The following is an 18,583-nucleotide window of genomic DNA, read 5'->3' on the forward strand; positions in this document are numbered from 1 at the left end:
GCCCCCACCCCCCAAAGCGGCAGCCTCCAGGGCTTGCTCCCCTATGTGCTGGGGGCCACGGTAACTTACGTGGCTGCGGAACTGGTGGTCTCGAGCTTCTCCGGCCTCTATCTGCGCCACCTGAACTACGAGCCGCGCCTGGTGGGGGTGCTGCTCTCGCTGTTTTGGGTGGCCTTTACCCTGGGCCGGCTTGGGCTCGCTGCCCTAATGGCCGAGCGACCGCTGGTCCGGCTGCTTGGCCTGCACCTGCTGGCTTTGGGGACGGTGGCTTGCTACCTTGTGCCCCCTTTAGCCTGGGCCTTTCCCCTGCTGGGCTTCCTGCTGGCCCCCACCTTTCCCACCCTCTACAGCTTTGCCCGGGAGGCCATTGGCCCTCACACCGCCACCCACCTCTTCTACGCCGGGGCGGTGGGGGCCAATCTAATCCCTGCAGCCTTCGCCTGGATGCCCCCAGGGGCGCTGGGCTGGGGGATGCTGGGGGTGATGGCCTGGATGGCCTTGGCGACCCACCTCCTGAGGAGCCAACATGAAGCTGCGAGCCCTGCTCTTCGATCTTGACGGCACCCTAGCCGACACCGACCGTCTGCACGAGCAAGCCTGGCTCGAGGCCCTGGCCCGCCACGGCATAAAGGCCGACCACCACTACTACCAGACCCAGATCAGCGGGGGCCTGAACCCCGAGATTGTCCGGCGGGTGCTGCCCCAGCTTTCCCAGGCTGAAGGTGAGCGGTTCCTGGCGCAGAAGGAGGCTCGCTTCCGCGAGCTGGCCGCCCGGGTAACGCCGCTGCCGGGGTTGCTGGAGCTTTGGGGGTGGGCCCAGGAAAGGGGCCTGAAGCGGGCTCTGGTCAGCAATGCGCCCAGGGAGAACGCCGAGCACCTGCTGGAGCGGCTCAGCCTCCGCTTTGATCTTGTGGTGCTTTCCGAAGAACTCCCCCTCGGCAAACCCGACCCCCTGCCCTACCGCACCGCGCTGCAACGCCTGGGCCTTGGCCCAGAGGCGGCGCTGGCCTTTGAGGACTCCCCCTCAGGGGTGCGCGCGGCGGTGGGGGCCGGCATCCCCACCGTGGCCCTCACCACCGGCCACAAGGCCCGCGACCTGGAGCAAGCCGGGGCCTTTCTCTGCATCCCCAACTTCACCGACCGGCGGCTGTGGGACTGGCTGAAAGACCACGATCCAGCGATGTCCTAATACACTCCAGGGATCAGCTTTCTAACCCGGCGCCTGTAGTCCCGGTACTCGGGGTAGAGCCGCTCCAAAAAGCGCTCCTCGAGCCCCGCCTTCCGGTCCAGCAGCCCAAACAAAAGCCCGCTCAGCAAAAACGTCCAGGGGTTGAGATGGGCCAGGCTCCCTCCCAAGGCCCAAAGCAGCAACCCAAAGTAGATGGGGTGGCGCACCACCCGGTAAAGCCCCTCCTGCACTAGATACCCCTCCGGCTTTGGTCTAGGTACGGCGGTCAGGTTGCGCCCAAGCTGCCTGGCGGCCAGCAAGGCCACCAAGAGACCTCCCCAGGCCAGACCCCACCCCAGCCCGACCAACCAGGCCGGGCTGGACGAAGGCATAAGCCACCAGGCCAGGGCCAGCAAGCCCAGCAGAGCAAACTGCCCCACCACATACCCCTCGCCCCAGCGACCAAAGCCCATGAGGTATAGAATACCCCGCCCCCTCGCGCCGGAGCGGGGCCTTCGGGAGGTCCCACCCCTGGCCGGGCCCGAAACCCCCCGGAAGGGACACCAGAGGGCTGTGCTAACATATACCCGTGCGCCTATACCGTATCGGCCTGTTTACCGACACCTATTTACCAGGGCCAAACGGGGTCGCCACCAGTGTGTATCTGCTCAAGCGCGAGCTGCGGCGCATGGGCCACGAGGCCTGGGTGCTGGCGCCGGAGATGCCCGATGCCGACCCCCGCGAGGAAGGGGTGGTGCGGGTGCCCAGCGTGCCCTATCCGTTTTTTGAGAACCAGCGCCTGGCTATGCCCAGCAGCCGGTACCTTCCTACCGAGTTTGAGATATTCCACACCCACACCCCTCTTTTCATCGGCATCTGGGGGGCCAGGCTGGCCTACCGGCATCGGCTGCCTCACGTCTCCACCTTCCACACCCATCTGGAAAAGTACGCCCACTACATCCCCGGGGTGGCCACGCTCAACAAGTACGTGGGCATCATGCAAAAAGTCTGCCAGGCCTTCTACAACCGGGCGGACGTGGTCATTGCCCCTACCGAGCCGGTGAAGCGCTTGGCTGAGAGCTACGAGATAGAACGGGAGATTAAGGTAATCCCCACCGGCATAGACACCGACCTCCTGGAGGCCGCCCCCGACCCCGCCTCTCCATGGCCCTCGGGCAAGCGCCGCCTACTGCACGTGGGGCGCTTGGGCAAGGAAAAAAGCGTGGATGTGGTCATCCGGGCCCTTGCCGAGATACGCCACCACGTTGACGCCCACCTGGCCTTGGTAGGCATGGGCCCCGAGCAACAAGAGCTGGCCCGGCTGGCCCGCCAGCTAGGGGTGGAAGAGTGCCTTACCTTCGTGGGGCCGGTGCCCTACGAGAAAATCGGCGGCTACTACCGTATGGCCGAGCTCTTCCTCTTCGCCAGCGAGACCGAGACCCAAGGGCTGGTCATCTGGGAAGCCCAGGCGGTAGGCCTGCCGGTGGTGGCGGTGGGCGCAGGCGGCACCCTTCAAGGGGTAGACGACGGAAGAAGCGGCTACCTGGTGCCTCCCGGAGATTACCAGGCCATGGCCGCGCAGGCCCTAAGGCTGCTCCAGGACGAGAACCTGCGGCAGCGCTTCAGCCAGGGGGCCCGGCGTTTTGCTGACCAGCGCACCGCCCGGCGGGTGGCCGAGCAGATTGTGGCGGTCTACGACGAGGCCAGCCGGCTGGTGCAGGTTGAACCACGGCGGCTCACCCTCCCCTTCCCGCGGTTTCCGCAAAGCGGCCTCACCGGCCCGCGCTAGGGCGGGGCGTTTGTTTATACGAGCAAGCTGCAACTCTATGCACCCCGGGGTAGCCAGAAGCCCCCAGGGATGCTATGCTCTTGCTTTGGTATGCCCGCCCGCACCGACCTTAAAAAAATACTGATTATCGGCTCAGGCCCCATCACCATCGGTCAGGCCGCCGAATTTGACTACTCCGGAACCCAGGCCCTAAAGGCCCTAAAGAGCGTGGGCTATGAGGTGGTGCTGGTGAACTCCAACCCCGCGACCATCATGACCGACCCCGAGCTTTCGGAAAGCACCTACCTCGAGCCCCTCACGGTGGACTTTCTGGAAAAAATCATCGCCAAAGAGCGTCCGGATGCCCTCCTGCCCACCCTGGGGGGCCAGACCGCGCTTAACCTGGCCATGGCCCTCTTTGAGCAGGGCATCTTGGAGAAGTACGGGGTAGAGCTCATCGGGGCCAATGCGGCGGCCATAAAGAAGGGGGAAGACCGGGAGGAATTCCAGCGGGCCATGCTCAGAATTGGACTGGATGTACCCCGGGGCAGGATGGTGGGAAGCCTCGAGGAGGGCCTGGCGTTTGTCCGTTCGGTAACCGGCTATCCGGTGGTGGTGCGGCCCAGCTTCACCCTGGGGGGCACCGGCGGGGGCATCGCCGAAAGCGAGGCCGAGTTTGTGGAAATCCTCTCCCGGGGGCTTTCCCTCTCCCCCACCCACACCGCCTTGGTGGAAGAGTCCATCGTGGGCTGGAAGGAGTACGAGCTCGAGGTGATGCGCGACAAGAACGACACCGTGGTCATCATCACCTCCATCGAGAATGTAGACCCCATGGGGGTCCACACCGGCGACTCCATCACCGTGGCCCCCGCGCAGACCCTTTCGGACGTGGAGTACCAAAGGATGCGCGATGCGGCCATCGCCATCATCCGCGAGATCGGGGTGGAGACCGGCGGCTCCAACATCCAGTTCGCCATAGACCCCAAGACCGGGCGGATGATCGTGATCGAGATGAACCCCCGGGTCTCGCGCTCCAGCGCCCTGGCCTCCAAGGCCACCGGCTTTCCCATCGCCAAAATCGCGGCTTTGCTGGCGGTGGGCTACACCCTAGACGAAATCCCCAACGACATCACCCAGAAGACCCCGGCCTCCTTCGAGCCCACCATTGACTACGTGGTGACCAAAATCCCCCGCTTCGCCTTTGAGAAGTTCAGCACGCTGCCCAACACCCACCCGGGTGGCTTCTCTGACCGGCTCGGCACGCAGATGAAGAGCGTGGGCGAGGTGATGGCCATCGGCCGCACCTTCAAGGAGTCGTTTGGTAAGGCCCTGCGGAGCCTCGAGGCCGACGTGCGGGCGGAGTTTTCCGGCTACACCACCGACGAACTCTACAAGCGGCTCTACCCTAGCCCCACCCGCATCCACGCGGTGCTGGAGCTGCTGCGGCGGGGAGAACCCATAGAACGTCTGTATGAGAGAACCCGCATTGAACCCTGGTTCCTGCACCAGTTCAGGGAAGTCATAGAGGCCGAGGAAAACCTCCGGCGATCGCCGCCCCAGGACGCCGAGGACTGGCGCTATCTAAAGGGGTTGGGCCTATCGGACAAACGGCTGGGGGAGCTGCTTAGGACCGGTGAAGGAGAGGTGCGCCGCACCCGCCAAGCCCTGGGGGTGCGCCCGGTCTACAAAACCGTGGACACCTGCGCCGCCGAGTTCGAGGCCTACACGCCCTACCACTACAGCGCCTACGAGCTGGAGGACGAGGTGCGCCCCACCGATAAACCCAAGGTGGTGATTCTGGGCTCGGGCCCCATCCGCATCGGACAAGGCGTGGAGTTTGATTATGCCACCGTGCACGCGGTCTGGGCCCTGCGCGAGGCCGTGATACCGCCTGAGCGGCCCGGCGAGGCCGGGGCACAGGGCTACGAGACCATCATGGTCAACTCCAACCCCGAGACCGTTTCCACCGACTACGACACCGCCGACCGGCTCTACTTTGAACCCCTTACGCTGGAGGACGTGCTCAACTTAGTTGAGCACGAAAAACCGCTGGGGGTCATCGCCACCCTGGGCGGCCAGACCCCCCTTAAGCTGGCCCGCCCCTTGGCCGAGGCCGGGGTACAGCTGTTGGGCACCCCCTGGGAGGCCATCCACAAGGCCGAAGACCGCGCCGAGTTCAATAAGCTCTGTACCGAGCTGGGCATTCCCCAGCCCAAAGGGGCAGTAGCCCAAGACCCAGAGGAGGCCCTGCGGCTGGCCGAGAAGCTGGGCTACCCCCTGATGGCCCGGCCCAGCTATGTGCTGGGGGGGCGGGCCATGCAGGTGGTGCGGAGCCCCGAGGAGCTGCGCTGGTACCTGAGCGGCATCTACGCCGCCCTGGCCGAGCGGCCCTCCATCCTCCTGGACCAGTACTTGGAAAACGCGCTCGAGCTGGACGTGGACGCCCTATCGGATGGAAAAAAGGTGGTGGTGGCGGGCATCATGGAGCACATTGAGCGGGCCGGGGTCCACTCCGGCGACTCGGCCACCATCCTGCCCCCCATCTCGCTTTCTCCCCAGCAGCTTCAGCTCGTCAAAGACTACACCCGCAGGCTGGCCTTGGCGGTGGGGGTTAGGGGCCTTATCAACGTGCAGTACGCCGTCAAGGATGATGTGGTCTACATCCTGGAGGCCAACCCCCGGGCCTCCCGCACGGTGCCCTTCGTCTCCAAGGCCATCGGGCACCCGCTGGCCAAGTACGCCGCCCTGATTGCCGTAGGCCAAACCCTGGACGACCTGGGCTTCACCCAAGACCCCACCCCAGGCTTCTACTCGGTCAAGGAGGTGCTCATCCCCTGGCTTAAGTTCCCCGGGGTGATCCCGGTGCTGGGGCCGGAGATGCGCTCCACCGGTGAGAGCATGGGCATAGACACCGACCCCTACCTGGCCTACTACCGGGCCGAGCTGGGGGTGGGCCAGCGCCTGCCGCTTTCGGGCAAGGTGCGCTTCATCGGGGCGAATGACCTCAAGGCCGAGTGGGCGAAGGCGGGGTTTGAGGTTTCCGAGGACGACTACGACCTGCTCATCGCCCTCACCCCGCACCCCGAGCTGCGCCGGGCGGTGGAGACCGGTAAACCCTTCATCACCACGGCGGAGGGGGCCCGGTGGAGCCTTATGGCCATCCTGCGGGCCAGGGCCTCCGAGCTGCCGGTGCGCTCCTTGCAGAGCTGGCAAAAGGAAGGGGTGGCCCTGCGCTAAAGCTCCTCGGCTGCAAAGGAGCGAGCCCAGGGGGTTTTTCGGGTGCTAACCAGGCTACACACACCAGGTTGGTGTAGGTGTACCCAGTAGAAATCTACACTACTTTGTAGGTGTTTACAACACCGATATACACCAATAATACACAAAGGTTTCCCTCCATACTCAAAGCCAGGAGGTTGTATGTCCAAGCTGACCCCCGAGATGAAGCTGGAAGCCGAGAAGCTGCGCAGAGAGTGGGAAACCAACCCGCGCTGGAAAGGCATCAAGCGCGACTACAGCGCCGAGGATGTGGTGCGCCTGCGGCCCAGCCTGCTGCCCGAGCAGACCCTGGCCAAAGCCGGGGCCGAGCGGCTTTGGGAACTCCTGCACACCCGCCCTTACGTTAACACCTTCGGGGCCTACACCGGGGCCCAGGCGGTGCAGATGGTGAAGGCTGGGCTGGAGGCCATCTACCTCTCGGGTTGGCAGGTGGCCGCCGACGCCAACTTGGCCGCCCAGACCTACCCGGATCAGTCCCTCTACCCCGCCAACTCGGTGCCGGCAATTGTAAAGCGCATCAACAACGCCTTGATGCGGGCCGACCAGATTGAGCGGGCTGAAGGAAAAAGCGGCCGGTACTGGTATGCCCCCATCGTAGCCGACGCCGAGGCGGGGTTCGGCGGTCCCCTGAACGCCTTCGAGCTGATGAAGGGCATGATTGAGGCCGGGGCTGCCGCGGTCCACTGGGAGGACCAGCTTTCAAGCGAGAAGAAGTGCGGCCACCTGGGGGGCAAGGTGCTCATCCCCATCTCTCAGCACATCCGCACCCTGAACGCTGCCCGGCTGGCCGCCGATGTGATGGGCGTGCCCACCCTCATCATCGCCCGCACCGACGCTGAGGCGGCAACGCTGATTACCAGCGACATAGACGAGCGCGACCGACCCTTCGTGAAGGCAGGAGAGCGCACCCCAGAGGGCTTCTACCGCTTCAAAAACGGCCTGGAGGCCTGCATTACCCGCTCCTTGGCCTACGCCCCTTACGCCGACCTCCTGTGGATGGAGACCAGCACCCCCGACCTCGAGGTGGCCCGCAGGTTCGCCGAGGCCATCCATAAGGAGTTCCCCGGCAAGATGCTGGCCTACAATTGCTCTCCCAGCTTCAACTGGAAGAAAAACCTTGACGACGAGACCATCGCCAAGTTCCAGCGTGAGCTGGGGGCCATGGGCTACAAGTTCCAATTCATCACCCTGGCCGGCTGGCACAACCTCAACTACCGCACCTTTGAGCTGGCCAAGGCCTACCGGGAGCGTGGCATGAGCGCCTTTGTGGAGCTGCAGCAGCTCGAGTTCGCTGCCGAAAAAGACGGCTTCACCGCGGTCAAGCACCAGCGCGAGGTGGGGGCGGGCTACTTCGACGAGGTGCTGATGGCCATCACCGCCGGGCAGGCCTCCACCGCGGCGCTGGCCGGTTCAACCGAGGAGGCCCAGTTCCACTAAGCCCCACACCCCACGGGAAGCCCGGGGCTTCCCGTGGGGGCCCCAACCAGCCCAGGGTTTTGACAAGGCCCCTCCTGGGGGGCTTAGCATGGTTTTTGTGACCCGCTACCGCATCCGCGCCCGGCCCACTCAGCCCTTTGCCGGCGAGCGCACCCAGGCCAGACCGGGCCGGGGGCTGGAGTTCCACGAGCTGCGCGGATATGCCCAAGGCGACGAGCCACGGTTTATAGATTGGCGTGCTTTTGCCCGCACCGGCCGGCTCTACACCCGGCGCTTCCAGGCCGAGGCCCCTGCCCGCTTTACCTTTTTCTTGGACGGTTCGCCCAGCATGGGGCTTTTGGGCAAGCAGGCCTTCGCCGAGCGGGTCTTCCGGCTCCTGGTCGGACTAGCCCGCCCGGAGGGTGTTTTTCTCTGGGGAAAAGGGCGTTTCCGAGGACAGCCCGCCCCGGTGGTGGAAGGCCCCAAAGCGCTCCTGAGCGCCCCTCGGCCCGGAGGGGTGACGGTGCTCATCACCGACGGGCTGGACGAACTAGACTGGCTGCGGCTGCTGAAGCGGCTAAGGCGGGTGGTCCTGATCCAGGTGATGGCCCCTGAGGAGCTGGCCCCCGGCTTCACCGAGGCGCTCTTGCGCGATGTGGAGACCGGAGGGCAGCTCGAGGTGGGCCCCGCCGAGGTGCGGGGCTACCAGGAGGCTCTGGAAGAACACCTCCTGCGGCTGCGAACCACAGCCCGCAGGCTGGGAAGCTACGCCTTGTTGCGGGTTGGGGAACCCATCCTGCCCGCGCTCCTTCGGCAGGGGGTTCTGGAGGAACGATAAAGGGGCCTAGAGCACGAAGGCTTCCGGCGGCAGGGTGTAGCCCAAGGGCTCCAAAAGCGCTGAAAGCCAGAACCGCTGCCACAACTCTGGGGGGAAGCACTCCCCTACCCGCAGGAGGGCCTCGGGGGAAAGGGGCCTGAGGGCCAGCACCCGGTGGTAGGGTTGGATCAGGCCCAAAGGCAGGGGCCCACCCGCGTAGATGAGGAGGTCGGCCTGGCGGGCCACAGCCTGGGCCTGGGGTTCGCTGACCGCCACCACCCCCCGCTGAGGGGAAGGAAGCTGCTGCAGAAAGGCCTCACCCTCAGGAAAGCTAGGCCCCACCACCGAAACCGCGCTAAGCCCCCGCAGGCCCAAGGCCAGCTCGGGGGACAATGGGCCCACCCAAAGGGCCTTGTCGCCCAAAGCGTAGCGTCCAATGAGCCGGGCCAGGGCTATGGGCCCTTGGTAAAAGCCCCGGCTGCCTGTGGGCTCGGGAACCACCAGATCCACCCGCCGGGCCTGGGCCGCTTCCGGCTCGAGGTGCGCGAGGTGGGCCGCGGCCCGGGCCTGCAGGGCAGGGTCCTCCAGCACGGCCCCACCCAATCCCAAGGGCAGTAGCCCTTCTAGGGCGGCCTCGAGGGGCCCCCGGGGCTCGTGAGCGTACACGAAGAGGGGCAGCTCGAGCTGCAAGACCACCGTCAGCAGGGGGGGATACCACTGGCTCTTCCCCCGGTAGAGCACCACTAGTGGACGAAGCGCGGTGTGTCCGCGAGGGCCCATACCCTACCGGAGCTCCACCACAAAACCCACGGTAAAGCGCTGAAAACTCTCCGAACCCACCACCTGGCTGAACTCCAGGTAGGGCCGGTACCCCCGCTCCGGGAACTGCAGGCCCAGTGAAAAAACGGCGTACCAACGCTCGCCAAAGCGCAGCCGCAGCTCGTTTTGGGCGGTGTAACCGGTAATGCCCAGAGCCAACCCGGCCGCCAGGTAGGGCCGCAGCAACAGGTAAAGTGGTGGGGAGTAGACCGCCTCCGCACTCAGGTAAAGCCCGCCAGGGGAGCCCAGCACCAGCTGGGAGCGGTAGTCTACCGGGAAGCCATCCAGATACATCCCCAGATGCCCCATGAAATTCCCATTGGGCCCGTTGCGCACCGAGAAGCCAAGGTCGGCCCCGCCGGCCCTACCCGACCCCCAGAACAGCAGGCCCACCAAGAAGGCCAACAGAAACCGCCGCATGCCCATACCCTACCCAACCCCAGGCCCTTTGGCAAGGAAAATCCCTTGCGCTGGGGCCTGGCCTTGGGAATACTGGGGGCAAAGCGAAAGCCTGGAGGCATGAGATGAATGTAGTCTTCCTGTCCCCCCACTTCCCCCCCAACTTCTGGCCGTTCTGCGTTCGCCTGCGGGAGGCCGGGCACAACGTGCTGGGCCTGGCCGACGCCGAGTACGACCACTTGCGCCCGGAGCTGCGCCAAGCCCTTACCGAGTACTACAAGGTGGGGGACCTGCACCACTACGACGAGCTCCTGCGGGCCCTGGGCTACTTCACCCACCGCTACGGCAAGCTAGACCGCCTGGACTCCCTCAACGAATACTGGCTGCAAACCGAGGCCAGGCTTCGCGAGGACTTTAACATCTTCGGCCTAAGGCCCGCCGAGATGGACCGCTTCAAGCGCAAATCGGTGATGAAGCAGTTCTTCCAAAAAGCCGGGCTACGGGTGGCCCGGGGCAGGGTCTGCAAGAGCGCCGCCGAGGTGCAGGACTTCATAGACGAGGTGGGCTACCCGGTGGTGGCTAAACCCGACATCGGGGTGGGCGCAGCCAAAACCTACAAGCTAACCAACGACGAGGAGCTGAAGCACTACATCGCCACCAAGCCCCCGGTAGACTACATCGTGGAGGAGTTCATCCCGGGTCGCATCGTTACCTACGACGGGCTTACCGACCTAAAGGGCCAGGTGGTGCTGGACAGCTCGCTGGAGTACTCCAAAGGCGTGATGGAGGCAGTCAATGAGGACAGCGACATCTACTACTACATGGTCCGGCAAATCCCCGAAGACCTGCGCGAGGCCGGCAAGAAGGTGGTGGAGACCTTCGGAATACGGGAGCGCTTCTTCCACTTTGAGTTCTTCCGCCTGGAGGACGGCTCACTGGTAGCGTTGGAGGTGAATGTGCGCCCACCCGGGGGGCTTACTGTGGACATGTTCAACTACGCCAACGACATGGACATCTTCCGGGAGTGGGCCAACCTGCTCACCTACGGCGAGGTAAGGGAAAAGCCCACCTACCCCTACTTCGCCACCTACGTCGGGCGCAAAGATCACATCCCCTATCGGCGCTCCCACGACCAGGTCCTGGCCGAGTTCGGACCCCTCATCGCTCACCACGAACCCATCAGCGGCATTTTTTCCGGGGCCATCGGCAACTACGGCTACATCTTGCGCCACCCTGAGCTGGATACCCTGCTGGCTGCCGCCCAGGCCATTCAGGAGCGGGCCTAGCCATGCACACCGAGTACCACAAGTGGTACAGCCCCCACCTGGGCCAGGAAATGGAGCTCAAGGTGTACGGCCACTACGGCCAGCCCATCGTGGTCTTCCCAGCCCAGAACGGCCGCTGGTACGACTGGGAGGGGCATGGGGGAATGGTGGAGGCCTGCGGGTACCTGCTCGAGGCGGGCCGGATTAAGTTCATCTGCGTGGACGGGATTGACTGGCAGAGCTGGACCAACCAGAGCGTCCCCCCTTGGGAACGGGCCCGCCGGCACAACGACTACGACGCCTACATCATGGGGGAGGTGGTGCCCTTTGTGCAGAAGAACACCGGCCTGCCCACCATGTGGCTCACCGGGTGCAGCATGGGGGCTTTTCACGCCGCTAACTTCTTCTTTAAGCATCCCGAAGCCTTTGACGGGGTAATCGCCCTCTCGGGGCTCTACCAGGTGCGGGGCTTCGTGGGGGACGAAGGGGGAATGGACGCTTACTTCAACTCGCCCCTTTGGTACCTGGCCAACATGCACGACGAGGCCCTATTGGAGCGCTACCGCCATGGGAAAAAAATCGTCTTTGTGGTCGGGCAGGGCCGCTGGGAGGAGGAGTGCATCGCCGATACGCGGGCCATGGAGCGGGTGTTGGCCGAAAAGCGCATCCCCGCTTTGGTGGAGTACTGGGGCCACGACGTGGACCACGACTGGCCTTGGTGGCGTAGGATGCTGCCCTACTACCTCGAGCGCCTGGGGGTCTGAAGCCTCACTCCGAAGGGTCGGACGCAGGGGGCTTGACCTCCACCGACTCGAGCTTGTGGTTTTTTTGGTAGTGCCCGGCCAGCTCATCTATATAGGTATCCTCACAGGGCTTGACCCCCGACAGGTAGGCGGCCCGGCCTAGGGCATGGGCCGCCACGGGCGCAGTCAGAACGATAAAGGCCAGCGTGGCCAAGGCCCGCGCGGCCACCGAGAGCTCCCAGTAGAAAACCGCCACCGCTACCAGAATGAGGCCCACCCCTAAGGTGGCGGCCTTGGAGGTAGCGTGCATCCGGTTGTAGAGGTCGGGCATCCGCACCACCCCTACAGCGGCGATGAAGAGGAAAAAGATACCGCCCAGGACCAGGGCATAAACCAGCGTCAGCATCAGGGCTTCCTCCTTGGGTGGGGTTTCTGCTCAGTCCTCCTTGTGGCCGCGGTACTCAATGTAGCGGGCCAACCCCAGGGTCGCCAGAAAAGCGAAGAGGGCCAGGGCCGTAGCCACGTCAAGGAAGGCGGTCTGGCCGCTTACCAAAGCGTACAAAGCGGCCAGGGCCACCGAGACCGTGGTGATGAGGTCAAGCCCCACCACCCGGTCGGGGAGGGTGGGGCCCCAGACAAGCCGGTAAACAGCAAAGGGCAAGGTGAGCAGGAGGGCGATAAGCGCCCCTTCCAGAAAACTCATCGGGTCACCTCCAACACCGCCTTTTCCAGGCTGTGGTGAATGGAGCTCATAACCGCCTTGGGGTCGTCCATGAACATCCCGTGGACGTAGAGCACCCTGCGGTCGGTGGAGACATCCAGGCTCAGGGTGCCTGGGGTCAGGGTGATCAGGTTGGCCAGCAGGGTGATCTCGAGGTCGCTCCGGGCTTCCAGCGGATAGGCCAAAATCCCCGGCCTGATGCGCACCCGAGGCGAGAGCACCGCCCGGGCCACCTGTAGGCTGGAGAGGAGAATCTCCCAAAACATCAGGGCCACAAAGCGGGGAAGCTTCCACGCCAGGGTGAAGTAGCGCCTCGAGGTGGGGTCAAAGAGGGAGCGGGCCAGCAAAAGCAGCAAAAAGCTGATGAAGAACCCCACCAGGAAGTTGGCCAGGGTAAAGCTCTCGGTCACCAGCATCCAAAAGATGGTGAGGAGGACGTTGTGGGAAAAAGCCCTCATCGGCTCACCCCCAGCACAGCCTGGATGTAAGGGGTGGGCTCGAGCAGCTCCCGAGCAGCCTGCTGTGAGAGGGCCATCAGGGGCTCGGCCCAAAGCCCAATACCCAGGGTCAAGACCGCGAGCAGAACCACCGGAAAGACCAGCCTTTCCCAGCCCCCCGGGACGGCCCTTTCCTCAGGGGGGGTCTTCCAGAAAACCTCAGCGAAGACCATCCCCATGGAAAGAAGGGTCAGCAGGCCTACCAAGAGCGCCACCCCCACAATCGCATAGGCCCCGGCCTCCAGCCCCGCGGCGGCCAGGGTGAACTTGGCCCAAAACCCTGAAAAGGGCGGCAGGCCGGCCAAGGAGAAGGCCGGGAGCAGGAAGAGCAGGGCCAACCCGGGGTGGCTGCGGTAAAGGCCGCCCATCCTCACCAGCACCGAGGTGCCCTGCAGGTGGTAAAGCAGCCCTGCCAGCAGGAAAAGGGCCGAGATGACCAACATGTGGTTGAGGGCGTAGAAAACCGAACCGGCCAGGGCCAGCGGGGTCAGGAGGCCCAGCCCCATAAGCATATAGCCGATGTGGCTCACGAGCTGAAAGGACAAGAGGCGGCGGAGCTCCCCCTGGGCCAGGGCCAAAAAGGCCCCCAGAAGGAGGGTCAACCCAGCCACCCAAAGGATCACCCCATGGCTGAAGGCCGGGTCTTGGGCAAAAAGCAGGGTAAAAACCCGCAGCAAGGCATAGACCCCTACCTTGGTCAAGAGCCCAGCGAAAAGGGCCGATATGGTGACCGGGGGAGCCGGATAGGAGGCGGGCAGCCAGAAGAAGAAGGGAAAGACCGCCGCCTTAAGTCCAAAGGCCACCAAAAAGAGCATGGCCAAGGCGTTTTGGAAGCCCGAGGGCAGTCCAGCCACCCGGGTGGCCAGGTCGGCCAGGTTCAAAGCCCCGGTAGAGCCGTACAAAAGCCCCACCGCCACCAGGAAGAGGACCGAGGAGAAAAGGGAGACGGCAAAATACTTAACCCCCCCAGCGAGCTGGGCCTTACCACTGCCCAACACCATCAGCACGAAGGAAGAGAGCAGGAGCACCTCAAACCAGACGTACATGTTGAAGATGTCGCCGGTGAGAAAGGCTCCGTTCACCCCGAAAAGCAGGAAATGGCTGAGGGGGTAGTAGCCCAGCCGCTCCCGGGGAAGGTCGGGCTCGGCCAGGGCAAAAAGCGCCACCGCCACCGCCACTACCCCGCCAGCCACAACCATCAGCGCCGAGAGGTGGTCGGCTACGAAGGTGATGCCAAAGGGGGCCGGCCAGTTCCCGATTTGCACCGCCTGGATGCCCCGCCGGTGCACCTCGAGGAGAAGGGCCAAGGCTGAGACCAGTAAAGCCAGGGCCCCCAGCAAGCCCAAAACGCGCTGGACCTTAGGCCGGGCCACCACCAAACAGAGCACAGCCGTGGTGAGGGGTACCAAAAGGGGCAGCACCAAGGGGCTCATACCGGTATGCGCTCCTTCTCGGGCGTAGGAGCCCGAACTTGGTCCACCGGGGAAGGAGCAGGGGCCGGCTCAAACACCTCGGGCATGGCCTCGGCGTTGAGCGTGCCCAGGGCCTGCTCGGCTTTGTAGAAAAGCACGATACCAAAAGCGGCCAGGCCAAAGCCGATTACGATGGCCGTAAGAATTAGCGCCTGTGGCAGTGGGTTGGCGATGGTCTCCAGCAGACTGCCATCCCGCTGCACAAGGGGAGGGGACTGGCTTCCCAAGCGGCCTGCAGTGAAGATGAGCAGGTTTGCGGCGTTGCCCAGCACCAGAAAGCCAATCAAAAACTGAATCAGGTGAGGCCTGAGCATCAGGTAAACCCCCACCGCCGCCAGCCCCCCCACTAGGAAAGCGATCAGGACCTCCATCAGCCCTCCTCCGACCTGTGGGCCTTGGCGGACTCCTCGAGCCCAAAAATAGCCGACAACAACGCCCCAAACACGGTCAAGTAAACCCCGATGTCAAAGATGACCGGGGTGCCCACCTTGACCCCCAGCAGGCTGAACCAGACCCCGGTCATGAGCGGTTTACCCAGGAGAAAGGCCACCAGCGCGCTCAGGAGGGCCACTAGAAGACCCCACCCCACCAGCCGCAGAGGGTGCAGGGGCAGCAGCCTGCGGGCCGCCGAAAGCCCGTGGGCCAGGGCATAAAGGGCATAGGCCCCCACCGCCACCAGCGCCCCGATAAAGCCCCCCCCCGGCTCGTTGTGGCCTCGGAACAACAGGAAGACCGAGAGTAGGAGCAAAAGGGTGAAGAGGAAGCTCGAGGTCGTCCTTAGAATCAGCGTGTTCAAGGCTTTTCCTCCCTTCTAAGACGCTGCAAAAGGGCATAAACCCCTAACCCAGCCAGCCCCACCACGGTAATCTCCCCAAAGGTATCAAGGCCACGGAAGTCCACCAGGATGACGTTCACGATGTTGCGCCCGAAGCCTTCAGGCAGGCTCTTCTCGGCAAAGAATTGGGAAAGGTGGGGGCTCATGGGCTGGGCCAGCATGGAAAGCATCAGCAGGGTCAAAACCCCCCCAAAGCCCAGCGCCACCAGCTTGTCCAAGAAACGCCCTCTGGGCACTGCCCCGATGCGGCGAATCTGCAACAGCACCAGCGCAATCAGCACGGCGGTCAGGGTCTCTACCAAAAACTGGGTGATGGCCAGGTCGGGAGCGTTCTGCAGCAGGAAAATAATCGCCACGCCGGCCCCCACGATGCCCACCACCACCACCATCGCCAGGTGGGCCCGCAGCCGGAGTGCGGCCAGCGCAGCAAGCAGCATGAGGACCAGCAAAACGGCCTGGCCAGGGTGCGGTCCTAAGGGGAGTTGGGGCCAGAAAAGCCCGTTGCCACGTAGCAAGGCCAGGCCCACCAGGACCACCAGCCCCGAAAACGTCCAAACCAGGTAGGCTCTGAGGGAGCCACTTTGCAGGAGCCGCTCGAGCCCGCTTGAAAACCGCATCAGCCCCCGCATGAGGCCCACATAGGCGCTCTCCGGTCCAGGGACCGGCTCCCGGGCCATCCAGTCCTGTAGGCGCGGGTACAGGAAATAAAGCCCCACGCCCAGGAACACCGTAAGCAAGCTCAACAGCAGTGGCAGGTTGAGGCCGTGCCAGAGCTTCAGGTGGTATTCAACCGGATGGCCCTTCACCGCGCTGGCCACAGCATCGGCCAGGGGGTTGTAAAGCCCCGGAAACAACCCCACCAAGAGGCCTAGCCCCGCCAGCACCACCGGCCCCAGCCAGAGGCTCGGGGGCCCCTCGTGCACCCCCTCGGGGGGCCGGCCTCGGAAAAAGGGCACTGTGAGGATGAGGGCCAGGGTAGCCCCCACCGCAAAACCCAGCACCGCCAGCCCAATCATCCAGGGCCGAGCCGCCTCCAAAGCGGCGCTGTAGAGCACCTCCTTGCCCAAAAAGCCCAGCACCGGCGGCAGCCCGGCCAGCGACAGGGCCGCCAGCACCACCGCCACCCCCGTAATGGGCATGGCTCGAAAGAGGCCCGAGAGCTGACCGATGTTACGGGTTCCGGCCTCGTGGTCCACTGCCCCCGCCGCCATGAAAAGCCCCCCCTTGTAGAGCGAGTGGGCCAGCAGGAAGGTGGCAAACCCCACCGCCCCGTAGTAGCTGGTAAGGGGCACCATCCCAATCGCAAAGACCAGGGCCCCCAGCGCGGCCACCGTGGAGTAGGCCAAAAGCCGCTTGAGGTCGGTGTGGCGGAAGGTCAGGGTGGCCCCGGTGAGCAGGGTGGCCAGTCCAAAGGCCATCAGGGTGCTGTTCCAGACCTCGGTGCCGCCCAGGGCGGGCTGGAGCCGGGCCAGTAGATACACCCCCGCCTTGACCATGGTGGCCGAGTGCAGGTAGGCCGAGACCGGGGTGGGGGCCTCCATGGCGTTGGGGAGCCAGAAGTGGAAGGGGAACTGGGCCGACTTGGTAAAAGCCCCTAGAAGCACCAGCACCAGCGCCCCCAGGTACCACGGATGCGCCCGCAGCACCTCGCCCTTGGCGAGCAGCTCGGAAATCTCCCACGAACCCCCCATCCCCGCCAGCAGGATGAGCCCCGCCAGCAGGGCCAGCCCACCCCCCGCGGTGACGATGAGGGCCTGGGTGGCCGCTCGGCGCGAGCGGAACTCGGTGTGGTTGAACCCGATCAGCAGATAGGAGGTGAGGCTGGTGAGCTCCCACATCACAAACAGCGTCACGATGTTGTCGGCCAGCACCAGCCCCAGCATGGAGGCCATGAAGAGCAGGATGACCAGGTAGAAGCGCCCCAGGTCGGGGTGGCCCTTCAGGTAGCCGCCGGAGTAGATCACAATGAAGGTGCCGATGCCCGTGATGAGCAGGGCAAACAGGAGCGAAAGCCCGTCCAGGTAAAAGGACAGGCTCACCCCAAGGCTGGGCACCCAGGGAACCCCGTGGCGCAGGGTCTGACCGGCGAGCACCGCGGGCAGAAAGCTGGCGAAGTACAGGGTGAGGCCCAAGGGCAAAAGGGCCAACCCCCAGCCCGCCCAGTTCCCCAGGCCTCGGTAGACCCAGGGAGCGCCCAAAGCTCCAGCGAAAGCAACCAACACAGCAGCGACCATACACAAGCTCCGGAAAAAGCCTTACACAAGATAACAAAGGGCGAAGGCCTTTGACAGCCTCCACCTAAAAACGCCGCTCGAGAGCAGCCCAGTTATTCTGGGAAATTGTATTGCAAAGCCTAGACTTCACTGCAACATTGAGAACCAGACCTTTTGGGTATCCTAAGGACATGTACGAGCTCCTGCTCACCTTTCACAACCTGGCCCGCTGGCTGGTCCTGCTGGCCGCGGCCTACCTGCTCTACCGGGCTTGGACGGGTCTGCGCCGCCGCAGCTACACCCCTGCCGACCGCCGCGCAGGGCTGGCCTACACTGCCTTAATGGACCTTCAACTCCTGGTAGGGGCTTTGCTGATGGTCTTTAGCCCCTTTATGGCCAGCCTCTACGCGGACCCAAGCGCAGCGATGAAGGCCAGCCCAAGCCGATTCTTTCTGGCCGAGCACTGGGTGCTGATGCTCCTGGCGGTGGTGCTGGTCCACTTGGGCAGCGCGCGGGTGAGGAAGGCCAGCAGCGATGAGCTCAAGCAGCGCCAGGCCCTCCTGTGGTACGGCCTAAGCCTGGCCCTGGTGCTCCTGGCAATCCCCTGGTGGCGCCCGCTCCTAAGGCTGGGCTGATGGGGCCTCCTTCACTTGTTCCGAAGCACCAGCACCGGCTTCTCCGAACGGTGCAGCACGGCTTCGGTCACCGAGCCGAGCATGAACCGGTCCAGGCCGCTGCGCCCGTGGGTTCCCATCACGATCAGGTCGTGGTCCTTGGCCTCGGCCAGGATGGCCTCCACCGGCCGGCCCTCCACGAGCTTGGCCTCGTAGGGCACCCCCGCCGCCTGGGCCAGTTCGGCGGCTTTTTGGAGGGCCTCTTGGCCCACCCGCTTGAGGTCTTCCATCAGCTCTAGCCCATACGGGAGGCTCTCGGGGCTAATCCAGAGGCTGTAGCTGACATTCTCCAACACGTACAAAAAGGTCACTTGGGCCCCGCTAAGCCTGGCCAGCTCGAGTCCCTGGCCAATGGCTTTTTGGCTGGCCGCGCTCCCATCCGTCGGCATCAAGATTTTTTTGTACATAGCTCCCCCCGGCTTGCTGCTCTACTCTAACGGATAACCCAGGGGACGAAAGCCCTGCTCAGCGGCCCCCCGCCACGAACGCGGGCAGCCCAT

At 64.4% G+C, this 18,583-nt stretch carries 19 protein-coding genes and 1 pseudogene; 9 read left to right on the top strand and 11 right to left on the bottom strand.

Annotated features, from left to right (window positions below; all coding sequences use genetic code 11):
* Positions 1-558, top strand: a pseudogene (locus Mlute_RS15525) (MFS transporter); the annotation flags it as partial.
* Positions 527-1,189, top strand: coding sequence for an HAD family hydrolase (locus tag Mlute_RS00590; RefSeq protein WP_119358837.1), 663 nt, complete (start codon positions 527-529; stop codon positions 1,187-1,189). The pseudogene Mlute_RS15525 and the gene Mlute_RS00590, both read left to right, overlap by 32 nt.
* Here the strand turns inward: Mlute_RS00590 and Mlute_RS00595 are convergent.
* Positions 1,186-1,641 carry a methyltransferase family protein gene (locus tag Mlute_RS00595; RefSeq protein WP_119358838.1) on the bottom strand — a complete coding sequence of 152 codons (456 nt, stop codon included), beginning with the start codon at positions 1,639-1,641 and terminating at the stop codon, positions 1,186-1,188. The two genes, Mlute_RS00590 and Mlute_RS00595, sit on opposite strands and share 4 nt — an antisense overlap.
* A 116-nt stretch (positions 1,642-1,757) precedes the next feature.
* Here Mlute_RS00595 and Mlute_RS00600 point away from each other — a divergent pair, with 116 nt between their 5' ends.
* The 4 genes from Mlute_RS00600 to Mlute_RS00615 all read left to right on the top strand — a co-directional run bounded on the left by Mlute_RS00600 (position 1,758) and on the right by Mlute_RS00615 (position 8,466).
* Positions 1,758-2,957, top strand: coding sequence for a glycosyltransferase family 4 protein (locus Mlute_RS00600; RefSeq protein ID WP_119358839.1), 1,200 nt, complete (start codon positions 1,758-1,760; stop codon positions 2,955-2,957).
* A 90-nt stretch (positions 2,958-3,047) separates the two neighbouring features.
* The gene (gene carB / locus Mlute_RS00605; protein WP_119358840.1) at positions 3,048-6,173 is read left to right on the top strand and encodes a carbamoyl-phosphate synthase large subunit; all 3,126 of its coding nucleotides are present in this window, start codon (positions 3,048-3,050) and stop codon (positions 6,171-6,173) included.
* A 180-nt stretch (positions 6,174-6,353) separates the two neighbouring features.
* On the top strand, positions 6,354-7,649 hold the full coding sequence (aceA, locus tag Mlute_RS00610; RefSeq protein WP_119358841.1) for an isocitrate lyase: 1,296 nt from the start codon (positions 6,354-6,356) through the stop codon (positions 7,647-7,649).
* A 97-nt stretch (positions 7,650-7,746) separates the two neighbouring features.
* A complete protein-coding gene (locus Mlute_RS00615; protein WP_119358842.1) occupies positions 7,747-8,466 on the top strand; it encodes a DUF58 domain-containing protein in 720 nt (239 codons plus the stop codon).
* A gap of 6 nt (positions 8,467-8,472) precedes the next feature.
* On the opposite strand, the gene Mlute_RS00620 is transcribed toward Mlute_RS00615, so the two are convergent.
* Positions 8,473-9,225, bottom strand: coding sequence for a hypothetical protein (locus tag Mlute_RS00620; RefSeq protein ID WP_119358843.1), 753 nt, complete (start codon positions 9,223-9,225; stop codon positions 8,473-8,475).
* A 3-nt stretch (positions 9,226-9,228) separates the two neighbouring features.
* On the bottom strand, positions 9,229-9,684 hold the full coding sequence (locus tag Mlute_RS00625; protein ID WP_119358844.1) for a hypothetical protein: 456 nt from the start codon (positions 9,682-9,684) through the stop codon (positions 9,229-9,231).
* A gap of 104 nt (positions 9,685-9,788) precedes the next feature.
* Here Mlute_RS00625 and Mlute_RS00630 point away from each other — a divergent pair, with 104 nt between their 5' ends.
* Positions 9,789-10,949, top strand: coding sequence for an ATP-grasp domain-containing protein (locus Mlute_RS00630; RefSeq protein ID WP_119358845.1), 1,161 nt, complete (start codon positions 9,789-9,791; stop codon positions 10,947-10,949).
* A 2-nt stretch (positions 10,950-10,951) separates the two neighbouring features.
* The gene (locus tag Mlute_RS00635) at positions 10,952-11,692 is read left to right on the top strand and encodes an esterase family protein (RefSeq protein ID WP_119358846.1); all 741 of its coding nucleotides are present in this window, start codon (positions 10,952-10,954) and stop codon (positions 11,690-11,692) included.
* A gap of 4 nt (positions 11,693-11,696) precedes the next feature.
* Here Mlute_RS00635 and mnhG read toward each other — a convergent pair whose 3' ends face one another.
* From mnhG to Mlute_RS00670, 7 genes are read right to left on the bottom strand one after another with little or no spacing between them, the layout of a single operon-like run.
* The gene (mnhG, locus tag Mlute_RS00640; protein ID WP_245958790.1) at positions 11,697-12,077 is read right to left on the bottom strand and encodes a monovalent cation/H(+) antiporter subunit G; all 381 of its coding nucleotides are present in this window, start codon (positions 12,075-12,077) and stop codon (positions 11,697-11,699) included.
* Positions 12,078-12,107: 30 nt separating this feature from the next.
* A complete protein-coding gene (locus tag Mlute_RS00645; protein WP_119358848.1) occupies positions 12,108-12,374 on the bottom strand; it encodes a monovalent cation/H+ antiporter complex subunit F in 267 nt (88 codons plus the stop codon).
* Positions 12,371-12,850: a Na+/H+ antiporter subunit E gene (locus Mlute_RS00650; protein WP_119358849.1), complete on the bottom strand. Its 480-nt coding sequence runs from the start codon at positions 12,848-12,850 to the stop codon at positions 12,371-12,373. The genes Mlute_RS00645 and Mlute_RS00650 overlap by 4 nt, the downstream gene beginning before the upstream one ends.
* Complete coding sequence (locus Mlute_RS00655; RefSeq protein WP_119358850.1) at positions 12,847-14,322, bottom strand: proton-conducting transporter transmembrane domain-containing protein; 1,476 nt, start codon at positions 14,320-14,322, stop codon at positions 12,847-12,849. Before Mlute_RS00655 ends, Mlute_RS00650 begins: the two co-directional genes overlap by 4 nt.
* Positions 14,319-14,732: an NADH-quinone oxidoreductase subunit K gene (locus Mlute_RS00660; protein WP_119358851.1), complete on the bottom strand. Its 414-nt coding sequence runs from the start codon at positions 14,730-14,732 to the stop codon at positions 14,319-14,321. The genes Mlute_RS00655 and Mlute_RS00660 overlap by 4 nt, the downstream gene beginning before the upstream one ends.
* Positions 14,732-15,157: a Na+/H+ antiporter subunit B gene (locus Mlute_RS00665; RefSeq protein ID WP_119358852.1), complete on the bottom strand. Its 426-nt coding sequence runs from the start codon at positions 15,155-15,157 to the stop codon at positions 14,732-14,734. The genes Mlute_RS00660 and Mlute_RS00665 overlap by 1 nt, the downstream gene beginning before the upstream one ends.
* Positions 15,154-17,430 carry a putative monovalent cation/H+ antiporter subunit A gene (locus tag Mlute_RS00670; protein ID WP_119358853.1) on the bottom strand — a complete coding sequence of 759 codons (2,277 nt, stop codon included), beginning with the start codon at positions 17,428-17,430 and terminating at the stop codon, positions 15,154-15,156. The genes Mlute_RS00665 and Mlute_RS00670 overlap by 4 nt, the downstream gene beginning before the upstream one ends.
* Before the next feature lie 170 nt (positions 17,431-17,600).
* Between Mlute_RS00670 and Mlute_RS00675 the strand changes: the two genes are divergently transcribed.
* The gene (locus tag Mlute_RS00675) at positions 17,601-18,044 is read left to right on the top strand and encodes a hypothetical protein (RefSeq protein WP_119358854.1); all 444 of its coding nucleotides are present in this window, start codon (positions 17,601-17,603) and stop codon (positions 18,042-18,044) included.
* An 11-nt stretch (positions 18,045-18,055) separates the two neighbouring features.
* On the opposite strand, the gene Mlute_RS00680 is transcribed toward Mlute_RS00675, so the two are convergent.
* A complete protein-coding gene (locus Mlute_RS00680) occupies positions 18,056-18,490 on the bottom strand; it encodes a universal stress protein (protein WP_119358855.1) in 435 nt (144 codons plus the stop codon).
* Between the last annotated feature and the right edge of the window lie 93 nt (positions 18,491-18,583).

This window comes from Meiothermus luteus (genome assembly GCF_003574085.1).
In the GTDB taxonomy this organism is placed as follows: domain Bacteria; phylum Deinococcota; class Deinococci; order Deinococcales; family Thermaceae; genus Meiothermus; species Meiothermus luteus.

Excerpts from the sequence above, each read along its gene's own strand:
- Mlute_RS00635 (WP_119358846.1), top strand. The coding sequence starts at position 10,952 with ATGCACACCGAGTACCACAAGTGGTACAGCCCCCACCTGGGCCAGGAA.
- Mlute_RS00680 (WP_119358855.1), bottom strand. The coding sequence starts at position 18,490 with ATGTACAAAAAAATCTTGATGCCGACGGATGGGAGCGCGGCCAGCCAA.
- Mlute_RS00675 (WP_119358854.1), top strand. The coding sequence starts at position 17,601 with ATGTACGAGCTCCTGCTCACCTTTCACAACCTGGCCCGCTGGCTGGTC.
- Mlute_RS00620 (WP_119358843.1), bottom strand. The coding sequence starts at position 9,225 with ATGGGCCCTCGCGGACACACCGCGCTTCGTCCACTAGTGGTGCTCTAC.
- Mlute_RS00590 (WP_119358837.1), top strand. The coding sequence starts at position 527 with ATGAAGCTGCGAGCCCTGCTCTTCGATCTTGACGGCACCCTAGCCGAC.
- Mlute_RS00670 (WP_119358853.1), bottom strand. The coding sequence starts at position 17,430 with ATGGTCGCTGCTGTGTTGGTTGCTTTCGCTGGAGCTTTGGGCGCTCCC.
- Mlute_RS00625 (WP_119358844.1), bottom strand. The coding sequence starts at position 9,684 with ATGCGGCGGTTTCTGTTGGCCTTCTTGGTGGGCCTGCTGTTCTGGGGG.
- Mlute_RS00595 (WP_119358838.1), bottom strand. The coding sequence starts at position 1,641 with ATGGGCTTTGGTCGCTGGGGCGAGGGGTATGTGGTGGGGCAGTTTGCT.
- Mlute_RS00645 (WP_119358848.1), bottom strand. The coding sequence starts at position 12,374 with ATGAGTTTTCTGGAAGGGGCGCTTATCGCCCTCCTGCTCACCTTGCCC.
- mnhG (WP_245958790.1), bottom strand. The coding sequence starts at position 12,077 with ATGCTGACGCTGGTTTATGCCCTGGTCCTGGGCGGTATCTTTTTCCTC.
- Mlute_RS00630 (WP_119358845.1), top strand. The coding sequence starts at position 9,789 with ATGAATGTAGTCTTCCTGTCCCCCCACTTCCCCCCCAACTTCTGGCCG.
- Mlute_RS00660 (WP_119358851.1), bottom strand. The coding sequence starts at position 14,732 with ATGGAGGTCCTGATCGCTTTCCTAGTGGGGGGGCTGGCGGCGGTGGGG.
- Mlute_RS00650 (WP_119358849.1), bottom strand. The coding sequence starts at position 12,850 with ATGAGGGCTTTTTCCCACAACGTCCTCCTCACCATCTTTTGGATGCTG.
- carB (WP_119358840.1), top strand. The coding sequence starts at position 3,048 with ATGCCCGCCCGCACCGACCTTAAAAAAATACTGATTATCGGCTCAGGC.
- aceA (WP_119358841.1), top strand. The coding sequence starts at position 6,354 with ATGTCCAAGCTGACCCCCGAGATGAAGCTGGAAGCCGAGAAGCTGCGC.
- Mlute_RS00655 (WP_119358850.1), bottom strand. The coding sequence starts at position 14,322 with ATGAGCCCCTTGGTGCTGCCCCTTTTGGTACCCCTCACCACGGCTGTG.